This is a genomic window from Streptomyces sp. NPDC051172, assembly GCF_040682555.1.
Lineage (GTDB): Bacteria > Actinomycetota > Actinomycetes > Streptomycetales > Streptomycetaceae > Streptomyces.
In genome coordinates this window covers 25,153-37,902 of sequence record NZ_JBFBBE010000055.1, presented here as the reverse complement: position 1 = coordinate 37,902, position 12,750 = coordinate 25,153, and the positions used below count along the sequence as shown (strand labels likewise).

Sequence of the window (12,750 nt, the reverse complement as noted above, 5' to 3'; positions counted from 1 at the left end):
GGTGACCGAAAACCTACGACATTGAAGGTCATAGGACAAGGGTTTGGTTGGTATCCTGAGGCGATTTCGGGTTACGGCTGTGTTGCGACCGTCGAGGAGGGGCCGTGGCTGCAGTGAACGGCCACTCGCCGGTGATGAGCGCGGTGTTCGCACCCCTGACCGACTCCGGCCGCGCGGACATGGTGGTCCGCAGGATCGCCGAGGCGGTCACGCTGGGCCTCATGGCCGAGGGCGAGCAGCTCCCCAGCGAGAGCGACCTGGCCGAGCAGCTCGGCGTGGCCAACGGCACCGTCCGCGAAGCGCTGGCCATCCTGCGCGAGCAAGGGCTCGTGGAGACCCGGCGCGGGCGCAACGGCGGCAGCTTCATCCGCGCGCCCGAGGAGGGGCTGGCCAGGATCCACCAGGGCCGCCTGAAGGAGATCGGTCTGTCGGAGTTGCGCGATCTCGGCGACGAAAAGTTCGCGGTGTCGGGCGCCGCGGCCCACTTCGCGGCCGAGCGCGCCCCCTCGGACCTCGCGGACCGCCTGGAGAAGCTGGTCACGGCCCTGCGCAAGGCGGAGACACCCGCCGACCGCCGCAAGGCCGACGCGCGCTTCCACATCGAGGTGGCCGTGGCCTCACAGTCGGTGAGACTGACCCGCCTGGAGGTGCGTTTGCAAGCGGAACTCGGCCCTTTGCTGTGGCTGTCGGACCTCGACGCCCCCGACGTCTCGGTGTGGGCCGACCGGCACCATGAGATCCTGGTCTCGATCGCCGCCGGAAACGCGTCCGCCGCCCGCAGGCTCGCGGAGGAGCACACCGTCGCGGGCGCCCACCACCTCGTACGGACCCATCTGCGGTTGACCGACGCCTGATCCCCCGGTGGCGGCACGCCACCCGTTGCCCCGACGGAGCAGTGATGACCAGCAACGCAGCGACCGGCATCGCCCGATGCGCCGACTCCCTCCGCGTCGCGGTGGAGTCCGTGTTCTCGTCGCTGAACGTCCTGGGCGCAGAGGCGCAAGCTCTTCTGAGCACGGCGACCGCGCGCGGCAGACACCCCAGGAGCGAAGATCTCGTGCCACTGCGGCCGGTGATCCAGTCGATGCTGGACGCGCAGGAGGGGCGTTTCAACGGCACGGGCGTGGTCATGGCACCGGACGCGCTGTCCGATGCCAGTTTGCACCTGGAATGGTGGCAGCGGGCCGGCCAGAAAGGCTTCCGGCCGCTGCGCCTCGACCTCAATCCGCGCAGCGAGAACTACTACGACTACACGCTCAAGCCGTGGTTCGCGATCCCCCGGGACGAGGGCCACGGCACGGTCATGGGTCCGTACGTCGACCTGCACGGCGCCGACCTCTACCTCCTGACGTTCGCCCTTCCGCTGATGGCGGACGGCAGGTTCGTGGGCGTCGTGGGGGCGGACGTACCGGTGAGCGGTTTCGAACAGCTCGTCGTACCGGCACTGAAGCAGCTCGGCTGCGACGCCGTCGTGATCACGGGCGAGGGCCGGGTGCTCGCTGCGAACACGCCCGTGTGGGCGGTGGGCGCCCTGGCCCGGGACCTGGTGTCCGAGGAAGCGGGCACGGAACGAGCACGCGTGCGCACCCCTGAGGTCGACTGGAGCGTGATACGCGTCGACGCCCCACAGTGAAGCCCAACATCGCCCGGACACACGAAACGCGTGGGTGCCGCCCTGCCTGTGACAGAGGGCGGCACCCACGCGTGGCGTTCATGCCGGTACGGCGACGCCCGCGTCCACCAGCTCGCGGTAGTGGGGAGCCCGGGCCGGAAGGTTCACGGTGACCACTCCCACGAGTGCGGCACCTCGCCGATAGCCCACCGCGACTCCCTTCGCCAGATCGGAGGGGGCCGACAGCACTCCTTCCAGGACTTCCACGCGGTCGGCCAGGGCCGGGGCGCCGAAGCTCTGCAGGCGCAGGTCGAACTGGTCGCTCCAGAAGGCCGGCAGGGGCGTGAACGCCTGCTCGTCCACCGCCTCAGCGGCGAGGTGGGCCGCCAGGGTGCGGGCCGCGCGGCGGGCCGTCTCCGTGGGCATGCACCAGTGCTCCACCCGGCGCACCGTCGCATCGAAGCGGGGGTTGGGGAAGCGGGCGACATCCCCCACGGCCACGACGTCCGGGCGGCCCTCGACGCGCATCAGGTTGTCGCACAGCAGGCCGTCGGACAGATCGAGTCCCGTGCCCTCCAGCCACTCCACGTTGGCGTACGAGCCCACGGCCTCGACCACGACGGATGCCCGCAGGACCGTTCCGTCGTCGAGCTCGACGCCGGTCACCCGCTCGCCTCCGTGCAGCGCGGCCACGACCCTGCCGAGACGGAAACGCACCCCCTCGGCCTCGTGCCGGCCCTGGACCAGCCGGCCCAGCTCGTCGCCCAGGGCACGTCCCATCGGTACGCCTGCGGGCTCGACGACGGTGACGTCACACCCGAGCCGCCTGGCCGTGGCCGCGACCTCGCAGCCGATGAATCCCGCGCCCACCACCACGACCCGGGCGCCCGGGGTGAGGTCCGCGCGCAGGCCCACGGCGTCCTCGACGGTGCGCAGCACATGGCGGCCACAGCTCGGCTCCGGCATGGGCAGGCGCCGGGGCCGCAGACCGCTGGCGACCACGAGACCGTCGTACGACAGCGTCGTACCGTCGGCGAGCCCTACAAACCGCTGTTCCAGATCAGCCGAGACCACCGGCACGCCGAGCCGCCAGTCGACGTCGTCCAGGGACGCCCGCCTGCGGAAAGCGAGCCCGGCGTGTGCTTCGGCCGGGTCGGTCGCCTGCCCCGCCAGCACTTCCTTCGACAGGGGCGGACGGTTGTAGGGCAGATGGGGCTCCGCTCCCACGACGGTGACACCGCCGTCCCACCCGGCCGCCCTGAGCTGTTCCGCGGCCCGCAGGCCGCCCATGGAGGCCCCGACGATCACTACCTGTCGGGACACCTCAGTCCTCCACGGTGATGGCCTGCTCGGGGCAGACGTCCGCGGCGTCCTCCACGTCCTGGCGCAGCCGTTCGTCGGGTTCGGTCACCCAGGTCAGCTTGCCGTCGTCGCCGAACGCGAAGGCGTCGGGGGCGGCGATGACGCACTGTCCGTGGTCCTGGCATTTGTTGAGGTCGACACAGATCTTCATGTTGGTTGCTTCTTCCGTGGGGCGTGGCGGGGTGGTGAGGCCGGTGGGTCAGTTGCCGGGGGTGAAGCGGAGAGGCAGTTCGATGGGCCCGGTGTTGCCGCTGGCGGGCAGCCAGGTGGCGGTGCCGTCGATGCGCGGTTCGCGCAGGCGGCGGGCGAGCAGGGGCAGGGCCTCGCTCATGTCGCTGCGGGCGACGAAGTGGCCGAGGCAGTGGTGGGCGCCGCCGCCGAAGCCGAAGTGCGGAGGGCGTTCGGCGGTGATGTCGAACCCGGGGTCCGGGATGGCGTCCGGGTCGGTTCCGGCGACCTGGGAGAACAGGTGGACGGTGGTGCCCTTGGCGATGTCCACGCCCTCGTGGGTGAAGTCCTCGACGGCTTCGCGGGTCACCCAGGTCACGGTGGGGTTGACCCGCATGACCTCCTCTACGGCGGCGCCGCCGAGGTCCGGCCGCTCGGCGAGCAGGCGCCACTGGTCGGGGTGCCGCATGAACGTCTGCAGCGCGAGGCCCAGTTGGTTGCGGGTGGTGTCCATGCCGCCGAAGATCAGCAGGACGAGCATGATCCGCAGTTCCTCGTGGCTGAGGCTGTCGTCGTCGCGTTGGGCTATCACCAGGCGGCTGACGAAGTCCTCGCCGGGGTTCACGCGCCGGTCGGCGATGAGGTCGTCGGCGTAGCCGTACAGGCCCTCCAGCGCGTCCTCGATCTTCGGCAGGTCCTGCTTGAACGTGACGCCCAGGGCGAGCCCCATGTCCGAGGACCAGGTCGCGATCGTCCTCCACTCGCTCTGCGGAATGCCCAGCATCATGCAGATCACGCGGGCGGCGTACGGCTCGGCGAACTGCGCGACGAACTCGCACCGGCCCTCGTCGGGGAAGGCGTCGATGAGTTCCTCACCCAGCGCGCGGAACTGCGGGCCGAGCGAGCCGATGAGCCTGGGCGAGAAGGCGGGGTTGACCAGCCGGCGCAGCCGGGCGTGGTCAGCGCCCTCCTTGTTGAGCAGGACGTGCCCCCACCAGTCGGCGAAGGGGCCGGTCACGCCGTTGTGCCGGGGCCAGGCGTGGCTGCCCTGGCGCAGCCGCCGGTCCTTGAGCAGCGTCTTGACCGCCTCGTAGCGGAGCGCGGCGAGTCCGTAGTCGGTCCGCGCGCACCAGCTGCGGGCGCGGGCGGCCACGACCTCGTCCGACGTCATCGCGAAATCGGGGTCGGCGACATTGAGGAACGGCAGTTCCTGGGTGCTGGATACCGCCATGGTGACGGCCCTCCTTGTGATGATCTCGGTGGTGATCTCGTCAGGCGGCGGCCACGGCGGCGCGGGCCATGTCGACATGTGCGGTGAAGAGCGCCTGTTGCTCCGCGACCAGGTCCGCGTTGTCCTCGGGATGCCACTGCACGGCGAGGACGGGGGCGTGCTCGTGCTCGACGACCTCGATCACGTCGTCGATCGCACGTCCGGTCACTGTCAGGCCGGAGCCCAGACGCCGGATGGCCTGGTGGTGGTAGGACGAGACGACGACTTCGTCGCTCCCCATGACCTTGGCCGTTCGGCTGCCGGGAGTCAGGGCGACCCTGTGGTAGCCGTCGCGGTGAGGCACGCAGGTCTCCGCCAGGTCAGGGATCAGGTCACCGCCCAGGGCGACGTTGAGAACCTGCATGCCGCGGCAGATGGCGAACAGGGGGATGCCGTCGGCCACGACCTGTCGGGCCACGGCCAGGTCGAACACGTCCTGGATGTCCTCGGCGGTGTAGGTCGACAGGCCGCGCCGGGAACCGCCGTAGCGCCGGGGGTCGACATCCGCTCCCCCGGGCAGCAGGACGCCGTCGAAACGAGCCAGCAGCGGCCCCACCGGCCGGCTCGTGGGCGGCAGGATCACCGGATCCCCGCCCGCCCGGAAGACGGCTTCGAGGACCTTCTCCGCAGCAACCACACCACGTCTCCGCAAGCCCTTGACCTGCGAGGAGGGCATGCCGGTCACGGCGATCAACGGCCGCATCAGGCTCCTCCCCCGTCCGACGCCGGCGCCCCCGCGAAGGGGTAGGCGAGGTCGGGCATCCACCGCTTCCACACCGCCTCCAGGCGGCCGTCCCACGCCACTTCCACCAGCGCGGCGTCGAGCGCGGAGAGGAGACCGTCGTCGCCCTTCGCGACGCTGATGCCCCATGCGTTGCGGGTGGGCACGGTGAACGCGATGCGCAGGTCCGGCTGTTCGGCGAGCGGCACGAGGGCGACGTCGTCGTCGACGAAAGCATCGATCTCGCCGAGCCGGAGAGCGGCGACCATGTCTCCCAGGACGTCGTCACTCGAACCGGCGAAGGGCACCAGCCCGACGTCCTTGAACGTCTCGGCCAGGGCCATGTTGGTGCTGCCCGCGATCGCCCCGACCCGGCGTCCCGCGAGGCCGTCGGGGCCGGTGACCGTGCTGTCCGCGCGCGTCAGGACGGACTCGTCGAAGACCGCGTACGGCCGGGTGAAGTCGACCAGGCGCCGCCGCCGCTCGGTGATGCCCTGGCCGCACAGGATGGCGTCGCCGTTGCCTGCGTTCAGGTTCGGCACGAAGTCGGCCCACGCGCTGAAGACCCAGCGCACCGGCCGCCCGAGGACCTCGCCCAGCAGCAGGCCGACCTCGGGCTCGAAGCCGAGCCGTTCGCCCTCCTCTCCGGTCCAGAAGAGCGGCCGGGCGTCCAGGTCGGCGCAGATGATGCGCAGTTCGGTTGCTTCGTTCGCGGTCACGGCAGGTACTCCAGGTACATCTCGCGGTCCCAGTCGGTCACGGCCCCGCAGGAGCGGGCCCACTCGTCGGCCTTGAGCCGGCCGAAGAGAGTGGCCAGTTCCTCGGGGAAGGCGGAGCGGACGATCTTGTCGCGGTCGAAGGCCGCGAGCGCGTCGCCGAGGGTGAGCGGCAGTGCCTCCTCGGCAGGGCCGCCCCCGTCGTAGCTGCTGGAGGTCTGCGGCTCGCCCGGGTCGAGCTCGCGCTCCAGGCCGTCCTGCATGGCGGCCAGGAGCGCGGCGTGCGAGAGGTACGGGTTGACGCTGGCGTCGGGGAGCTTGTACTCCAGGCGGCCGTTGGAGGACAGCCGGACCGTGCAGGTCTTGTTGTCCAGGCCCCAGTTGACCCGCGAGGGGGCGAACTGGCCGGCATCCCAGAAGCGCTTGTAGGAGTTGACCGTGGAGGCCATCACAGCCATGGAGCCGGGCACGTGGGTGAGCAGTCCGCCCAGCGCGTGGCGACCGCGCTCGGTCAGGTGCAGCTCACGGCGTCCGGCGTCTTCCAGGATGTTCTCGTCGCCGTGCCAGAGGCTCAGGTTGTGGTGGCAGCCGTTGCCCATGCTGCCGGTGGTCGGCTTCGGCATGAAACTGGCGGTGACGCCGAACTCCCGGGCGACCTGCTGGCAGATCTGGCGGTAGGTGATCAGACGGTCGGCGGTCAGCTCGCAGGAGTCGTACATCCAGTTCAGTTCGAGCTGTCCGGCGTCCTCGTAGTCGCCCTCGATCATGTCCAGGCCCATGGCCTGCGCGTAGTCGATGAGCTTCTGGTAGATCGGCCGCATCAGCTCAAGGTTCCCGGCGTGATACGCGGGGCTCGCCCCCGGGCGGACCTTGACCTCCAGTGACGGGCCGAGCCACGTCATCTCCGGCTCGCACCCCGACTTCAGGCGCAGCCCCGTGGTCGCCGTGAAGGCGTCGTGGAGCCGGAAGAGGTTTCCGCGCGGGTCGGTCGCCAGCGGCTCACCGCCGCGTACCGGCACATGGGAGGGCTCGTAGAGGCGACAGAGGAACCGGCCCACGGACGGGTCCCAGGGCAGCACCCGGAAGGTGTCCGCGTCGGGCATGGCGGTGAACTCGGCGGCCGCCGCTCCACCACCCAGCAGCTCGCCGTGCCGGTCCGACTGAAGGTCCGAGACGGCGGTGCGGTGGAACTGTACGCCGCGCTCCAGGTTGCGGCGCAGATGCTCGGCGGGCACCACCTTGGCCAGCACACGGCCGGTGAGCGTGACGACCTGGTAGTAGACGTACTTAACGCCGCTCGCGGTGACCTGCTCGGTGAGATCTCGCAGGAGCCGCCCTTGCGAGTTCGTCTCCCTGTGTCCGTCCAACGCCGTTGCCGTCATGCACGGCCTCCTCAATCGGTTCTTGCGGCTGCCCGGCAGCCGACATCCGTGCGCCCGACGCGAGCGCACCGCACTTGAAAGATTTAAGCTCTAGTTTTGCAGGTATTCAAGACCCGTGAGGCTGCCAATCCAGACGGCGGAAGCGCAGGGGCCTAGCCGATGCTCACCGCTCACGCGGCTACGGACGGCTGCCTCTGTGACATGCGCGGGGTGGCCACAGCTCGGGTGACCCGCGAAAGCAGCAGCCTTGATAGAGCCCCGTCAGGACAGTCGTTCGCGGCACGCCGTCGCCTCTCGAAGCCGTACCGAGGGCGCCATCGTCACGCAAGCGCGACCTGCGAGCGGCGCTCGTTGTCACCACGAATCACTTCGGAACCTACTGGTGAGCTACTCGCCGAAGAAGCCGGGCTTCTTCCAGAGACACGAAAGAAGGCGTCTGGCCTGGGACTTTGCCCGCCAGACGCCTTCCTCTCAACTCACCCAGAGCAAGGACCGACCCACGTCATCACTCCCGCCCGAGGACATCTGAAGAAAGCCAGCAGCTTTCATGGGCCTGCGGAGAACACTGCCGCGGGTTGTGATGGCGCACCGGGAACCTCTGGCTGTCCGTGGGCCGGCAGGGGTTCCCGCCATGTGTCCCGGCACGAGTCTCTCCGGCGCGGTCCGCAGTGCGGCGGAGGCCGAGGCGGGTCCGGGGGATGCGGCCGCTCGCGGTTGTTCGCAGGGGCTGGTCTGCCGTGCGGGGTCGGGAGAGGTCCGGCTTGGAGTGGGGTGGTGTGTGGTGCCGTGGTCGTGGGCGAAGTGGTTGGTTTCCATTTCCATCGCCGATCCGTCATCCTCGCGGAGGATCGCCAGGGCGAGGTGGACGGCGTCGCGGCCATCTGTTCGGGCTTCGCCAGGAGGAGCCCCGGGTCGGCGACCGCGTGGTGCGGGCCGCCGGGCGCCTGGTTGCAGGAGGTGCCGCGCTGTCGAGGTCCAGCAGGTCAGCCCGCCGTCCACGGGCGGAGTTTGTCGGGGTTGCGCACTGCCCAGATGTGCGTGATCCGGTCGTCCGCGACGTCGAACGCGTACACAGCCACGGTGACGCCTTCGTGTTCGATCACCAGACCGGCCAGGCCGTTGACCGTGCGCTCCAGGACCGTCAGGCGGCCGGACGCCCGGACTGCGAGATCGGTGAGGTAGCGTGCGATTCCTTCGCCGCCCTCGATCGGGTGGAGCGCCGCGGCGACCACGCCGCCGCCGTCCGCGGTGAACGTCGCGCCGGGGGCGAGGAGTCTGACGAGGGCGTTGATGTCCTGCGCGTCCCACGCCTGCTTGAAGTCCCTGACGAGGCCCGCCTGGTGGGCTGCCGGGGCCGCAGCGGGCAGGGAGGTGCGGACGCGGCGCCGGGCGGAGGAGGCCAGTTCGCGGCATGCCGCCGGGCTGCGGCCGGTGATCCCGGCGATCTCGGCGAACGGGTAGCCGAAGACATCGTGCAGGATGAGCGCGACGCGCTGAGCCGGGGTCATGGATTCGAGGGCGACAAGGAACGCCATGCTCACCGACTCGTCGAGTGTGACCCGGTCGGCCGGGTCCGCGGGATCGGTCGTGGCGCTGCCTGTGCGCCCGCTGATCCAGTCGGTCCGCTCGGGCAGGGGCTCTGGGATCCATTCGCCCATGTAACGCTCGCGCCGGACCCGCGCCGAGCCGAGGAGGTCCAGGCACACGCGGGTGGCGACCGTCGTCAGCCAGGCGCCGAGGGACTCGATGGCGTGCTGCTGCTGTCGGGACATGGTGTACCAGCGGGTATAGGTCTCCTGGACCGCGTCCTCGGCCTCGGCCAGGGAACCGAGGAGGCGGTAGGCGAGACCGATCAGCCGCCGCCGCTCGCTGATGATCGCGTCCAAGCCTGCGTCGGACTCGTCGTGCCGTGACTTCGCGTGATCGGTCATGGTTCCGGTGGCTCCCTGATCTCTCGGATCGTCCCTCGGGCAGTCCGACGAGACAGCACGCCCGATTGTCAGGTCTTCGAATCTCCCTGACGTTCCGCGGGGTTGTGTCGTCGTACCGCTCACAGACGCCACCGGCCCGGAGAACCCGGGCGGGACACCTCAGGAGACAGCGATGACCAGGATCGGAATACTCATCGGCAGCACACGCCCCGGCCGCAAAGGCGACCAGGTCGCCCGGTGGGTCCACGAGCGGGCGGCCCGCCGCGGCGACGCCGCATTCGAGGTGATCGACCTGCTCGACCACCCGCTGCCGCACCTGGACGAGCCGCTGCCCGCGCTCGCTGGGCGGTACCAGCACGGGCACACCCGCACGTGGGCCGACACCATCGCCCGCTTCGACGGATTCGTCATGGTCACCCCCGAGTACAACGCCTCCATCCCCGGCGTGCTCAAGAACGCGATCGACTACCTGTACGCGGAATGGGCCCACAAGGCCGTTGGGTTCGTCTCCTACGGCGCCGACGGCGGCACTCATGCGGCCCGGCAGCTGCGGGCACTGTGTGAGCTCCTTCAGATGCGTGTACTGCTTCGCCCGCAAGACGCACACCTATCTGGACCTCGACTCGGGCCTCGACTTCGACTCGCAGATCGTGGTCAAGGTGAACGCCCCGGAGCTGCTGCGCCGCCAGCTCGGCTCGCGCCGCTGGCAGGGCGAGCACATCGCGATGGGCACGAACGTCGACTGCTACCAGCGCGCCGAGGGCCGCTACCGCCTGATGCCGGGCATCCTCTCCGCCCTGCGCGACCACGCCAACCCCTTCTCGATCCTGACGAAGGGCACGCTGATCCTGCGCGACCTCGATCTGCTGGTGCAGTCGGCCCAGGTGACGGACGTCGGCATCTCGGTGTCGGTCGGCTTCACCGACCCCGAGCTGTGGCGCACGGTGGAGCCGGGCACGCCCGCGCCGGAGCGCCGCCTGGAAGTGGTCCGCACACTCGCCGAGCACGGCATCGGATGCGGCGTGCTGATGGCCCCGGTGATCCCGTTCCTGAGCGACCGGCCGGCCCAACTACGCGCCACCGTGCGGGCGATCGCGGCCTCCGGAGCCACCTCCGTCACCCCGCTGGTGCTGCATCTGCGCCCCGGCGCCCGCGAGTGGTTCATGGCCTGGCTGGGCCGGCACCACCCGCACCTTGTGCGCCGTTACGAGCGCCTGTACGCGGACGGCGCCTACGCCCCGAAGTGGTACCAGCGCCGGATCACCCGTCAGGTCCATGAGCTGGCACAGGAGTACGGGATCGGCCCCGCGCGCGCGGGCATGCCACGGCGGATCCCACCGCCCGAGGCGACCGAGCCGACGGTGTCCGAACCGACCCAACTCACGCTCATTTGAGAGCATACGAGCGCATCCCGCGACCCAATCGGGTCAAGTCCTGCCAGAACGAGTTCTTCCGAGGCGGCTTTCCGGGACGATGCGGCGAGGACCGTGAGCCTCGCGGTCCGAAACCCTCCGTCCTGGGAGGACTTCATGAGAAAACGCGCAGCGGTGCTGTGCGGTGCCGCCGTCGTCGTGGCCGGAAGCTTCACGGCTCCGCCCGCCGGCGCGAGCACCGCGCAGTCCCCGCAGTCCGCTCCTGCCGCGAAACTCACCTGGAAGAACTGCGCCACCACGAACTATCCGACGCTCCAGTGCGCGTCGCTCAATGTGCCGCTCGACCACCTGCATCCGCACGGGCAGCAGATCACGCTCGCTCTCTCGCGCGTGCAGCACACCGCGCCGAAGAGCCAGGGCCCGCTGCTGGTCAACCCCGGCGGTCCCGGCGGCAGCGGTCTCACGCTCGCCGGGTTCGTCGCCTCCTCCCTGCCCAAGGCGGTCGCGGCCCAGTACGACGTCATCGGCTTCGACCCGCGCGGGGTGGGCAAGAGCAAGCCCGCACCGGACTGCGAGCCGGGCCACTTCAACCCGGTGCGCCCGGACACCGTGCCGAGCACACCGGCCCTGGAGAAGACCAACCTCGACCGGGCGAAGTCCTTCGCCGCCGCCTGCGGAACGAAGTACGCGAGCCTGCTGCCGTACATCAACACCGTTCAGACCGTGCAGGACATGGACTCGATCCGCGCGGCCCTGGGCGCCCGGCAGACCAGCTACTTCGGCTACTCGTACGGCACCTACCTGGGCGCCGTGTACGCCAAGCTCTTCCCGCAGCGCGTGAAGCACCTGGTCCTGGACTCGATCGTCGACCCGACCGGCGTCTGGTACGACGACAACCTCGCGCAGGACTACGCCTTCGACGCCCGGCACAAGGCCCTGATGGCCTGGATCGCCAAGTACGACTCGACGTACAAGCTCGGCACCGACCCGGCCCAGGTCGAGGCCAAGTGGTACGCGATGCGCAAGGCGGTCGCCAAGAAGCCGGCCGGCGGCAAGGTGGGCGCCTCCGAGCTGGAGGACACGTTCATCCCGGGCGGCTACTACAACGGCTACTGGCCGTATCTCGCCGAGGCGTTCGCGGCGTACGTGCACGACAAGAACTCCGACCCGCTGGTCGAGGCGTACCAGAACTTCGGCGCCGTCGACGCATCCGGGGACAATGGCTACAGCGTCTACGCCTCGGTGCAGTGCCGTGACGCCTCCTGGCCGCGCGACTGGAACCAGTGGCGCAAGGACAACTGGGCGGTCTACGACAAGGCGCCGTTCATGGTGTGGAACAACGCCTGGTACAACGCACCGTGCGCCTTCTGGCCGACGGACTCGCTGAAGCCGGTGCACGTCGCCAACGACAAGCTGCCGCCGGTGCTGCTGTTCCAGGCGACCAACGACGCGGCGACCCCGTACGAGGGCGGCGCGACGGTCCACCGTCTGCTGGCCGGCTCGAGCTTCGTGGTCGAGCAGGGCGGCGGCAACCACGGCATCACGCTGAGCGGGAACGCCTGCCTGGACAAGTACCTGGCGACGTACCTGTCCGACGGCACGGTGCCGCGCAGCGGCGGCCCGGTCGACGCGGTGTGTCCGAAGAAGCCCGACCCCAAGCCGCTCAGCACCAAGGAGGCGATGAGCACCAAGGCGGCTCAGACGTCCGGCGGCGCCACGCTGCACACGCTGATCGGCTTCCGCGGCTGAGCACGACCCGAAGATGAGGTCCCGTCGGGGGCGTTGTCACACCCATGGTCCACGATGGACACATGAGTGAGCTGACCAGGATCACCGCCCCCGCCGGGGTCTTCCCCGCCGCGCAGTACAGCCACGTCGTCATGGGCACGGGCCGTTTCGTCGCGATCGCCGGCCAGCTCGCGCTGGACGAGGAGGACAAGCTCGTCGGCGAGGGCGACGCCGAGGCCCAGGCCCGCCAGGTCTTCGAGAACCTCCGTCGCTGCCTGGCCGCCGCCGGGGCGACCTTCGACGACGTCGTCAAACTCACCTACTTCGTCACGGACACCGCGCACCTGCCCGCGATCCGCACGGCCCGCGCCGCCCACATACCCGACGACCGCCTCCCCGCTGCGTCCGCGGTACAGGTCGCCGCCCTGGTCCGACCCGAGTTCCTGATGGAGATCGAGGCGTTCGCGGTGGTGGCCGAGTGAGTGCC

At 70.1% G+C, this 12,750-nt stretch carries 12 protein-coding genes and 1 pseudogene; 6 read left to right on the top strand and 7 right to left on the bottom strand.

Annotation, left to right across the window (positions count from 1 at the left end; translation table 11 throughout):
• The first annotated feature begins 104 nt into the window (after positions 1-104).
• A complete protein-coding gene (locus AB0N07_RS29160; RefSeq protein ID WP_365840029.1) occupies positions 105-854 on the top strand; it encodes an FCD domain-containing protein in 750 nt (249 codons plus the stop codon).
• Positions 855-898: 44 nt separating this feature from the next.
• Positions 899-1,633 (top strand): cache domain-containing protein, encoded by a 735-nt coding sequence (locus AB0N07_RS29155; RefSeq protein ID WP_365840027.1) that lies wholly within the window; start codon positions 899-901, stop codon positions 1,631-1,633.
• Positions 1,634-1,711: 78 nt separating this feature from the next.
• Here AB0N07_RS29155 and AB0N07_RS29150 read toward each other — a convergent pair whose 3' ends face one another.
• The 7 genes from AB0N07_RS29150 to sigJ all read right to left on the bottom strand — a co-directional run bounded on the left by AB0N07_RS29150 (position 1,712) and on the right by sigJ (position 9,162).
• Entirely contained in the window at positions 1,712-2,935 is a 1,224-nt protein-coding gene (locus tag AB0N07_RS29150; protein ID WP_365840025.1) for an FAD-dependent oxidoreductase, read from the bottom strand.
• 1 nt (position 2,936) lies between these two features.
• Positions 2,937-3,125, bottom strand: a complete 189-nt coding sequence (locus tag AB0N07_RS29145; protein ID WP_365840022.1) for a ferredoxin — start codon at positions 3,123-3,125, stop codon at positions 2,937-2,939.
• Between the two features lie 48 nt (positions 3,126-3,173).
• Positions 3,174-4,373, bottom strand: coding sequence for a cytochrome P450 (locus tag AB0N07_RS29140; RefSeq protein ID WP_365840020.1), 1,200 nt, complete (start codon positions 4,371-4,373; stop codon positions 3,174-3,176).
• Between the two features lie 40 nt (positions 4,374-4,413).
• The gene (locus tag AB0N07_RS29135) at positions 4,414-5,115 is read right to left on the bottom strand and encodes a gamma-glutamyl-gamma-aminobutyrate hydrolase family protein (RefSeq protein ID WP_365840018.1); all 702 of its coding nucleotides are present in this window, start codon (positions 5,113-5,115) and stop codon (positions 4,414-4,416) included.
• Positions 5,115-5,852 carry an ABC transporter substrate-binding protein gene (locus tag AB0N07_RS29130; protein WP_365840016.1) on the bottom strand — a complete coding sequence of 246 codons (738 nt, stop codon included), beginning with the start codon at positions 5,850-5,852 and terminating at the stop codon, positions 5,115-5,117. Before AB0N07_RS29130 ends, AB0N07_RS29135 begins: the two co-directional genes overlap by 1 nt.
• Positions 5,849-7,231 carry a glutamine synthetase gene (locus tag AB0N07_RS29125; RefSeq protein WP_365840014.1) on the bottom strand — a complete coding sequence of 461 codons (1,383 nt, stop codon included), beginning with the start codon at positions 7,229-7,231 and terminating at the stop codon, positions 5,849-5,851. Before AB0N07_RS29125 ends, AB0N07_RS29130 begins: the two co-directional genes overlap by 4 nt.
• 983 nt (positions 7,232-8,214) lie before the next feature.
• Entirely contained in the window at positions 8,215-9,162 is a 948-nt protein-coding gene (gene sigJ / locus AB0N07_RS29120; protein WP_365840012.1) for an RNA polymerase sigma factor SigJ, read from the bottom strand.
• Positions 9,163-9,334: 172 nt separating this feature from the next.
• Here sigJ and AB0N07_RS29115 point away from each other — a divergent pair.
• The 4 genes and pseudogenes from AB0N07_RS29115 to AB0N07_RS29100 form a co-directional block, all read left to right on the top strand.
• Positions 9,335-9,697, top strand: a pseudogene (locus AB0N07_RS29115) (NAD(P)H-dependent oxidoreductase); the annotation flags it as partial.
• A 25-nt stretch (positions 9,698-9,722) separates the two neighbouring features.
• Positions 9,723-10,556, top strand: a complete 834-nt coding sequence (locus AB0N07_RS29110) for a radical SAM protein (RefSeq protein ID WP_365840009.1) — start codon at positions 9,723-9,725, stop codon at positions 10,554-10,556.
• A gap of 135 nt (positions 10,557-10,691) precedes the next feature.
• Entirely contained in the window at positions 10,692-12,284 is a 1,593-nt protein-coding gene (locus tag AB0N07_RS29105; RefSeq protein WP_365840007.1) for an alpha/beta hydrolase, read from the top strand.
• 62 nt (positions 12,285-12,346) lie between these two features.
• Entirely contained in the window at positions 12,347-12,745 is a 399-nt protein-coding gene (locus AB0N07_RS29100) for a RidA family protein (RefSeq protein ID WP_365840005.1), read from the top strand.
• Positions 12,746-12,750: the final 5 nt, after the last annotated feature.

Excerpts from the sequence above, each read along its gene's own strand:
- AB0N07_RS29140 (WP_365840020.1), bottom strand. The coding sequence starts at position 4,373 with ATGGCGGTATCCAGCACCCAGGAACTGCCGTTCCTCAATGTCGCCGAC.
- AB0N07_RS29105 (WP_365840007.1), top strand. The coding sequence starts at position 10,692 with ATGAGAAAACGCGCAGCGGTGCTGTGCGGTGCCGCCGTCGTCGTGGCC.
- AB0N07_RS29100 (WP_365840005.1), top strand. The coding sequence starts at position 12,347 with ATGAGTGAGCTGACCAGGATCACCGCCCCCGCCGGGGTCTTCCCCGCC.
- AB0N07_RS29125 (WP_365840014.1), bottom strand. The coding sequence starts at position 7,231 with ATGACGGCAACGGCGTTGGACGGACACAGGGAGACGAACTCGCAAGGG.
- AB0N07_RS29155 (WP_365840027.1), top strand. The coding sequence starts at position 899 with ATGACCAGCAACGCAGCGACCGGCATCGCCCGATGCGCCGACTCCCTC.
- AB0N07_RS29135 (WP_365840018.1), bottom strand. The coding sequence starts at position 5,115 with ATGCGGCCGTTGATCGCCGTGACCGGCATGCCCTCCTCGCAGGTCAAG.
- AB0N07_RS29145 (WP_365840022.1), bottom strand. The coding sequence starts at position 3,125 with ATGAAGATCTGTGTCGACCTCAACAAATGCCAGGACCACGGACAGTGC.
- sigJ (WP_365840012.1), bottom strand. The coding sequence starts at position 9,162 with ATGACCGATCACGCGAAGTCACGGCACGACGAGTCCGACGCAGGCTTG.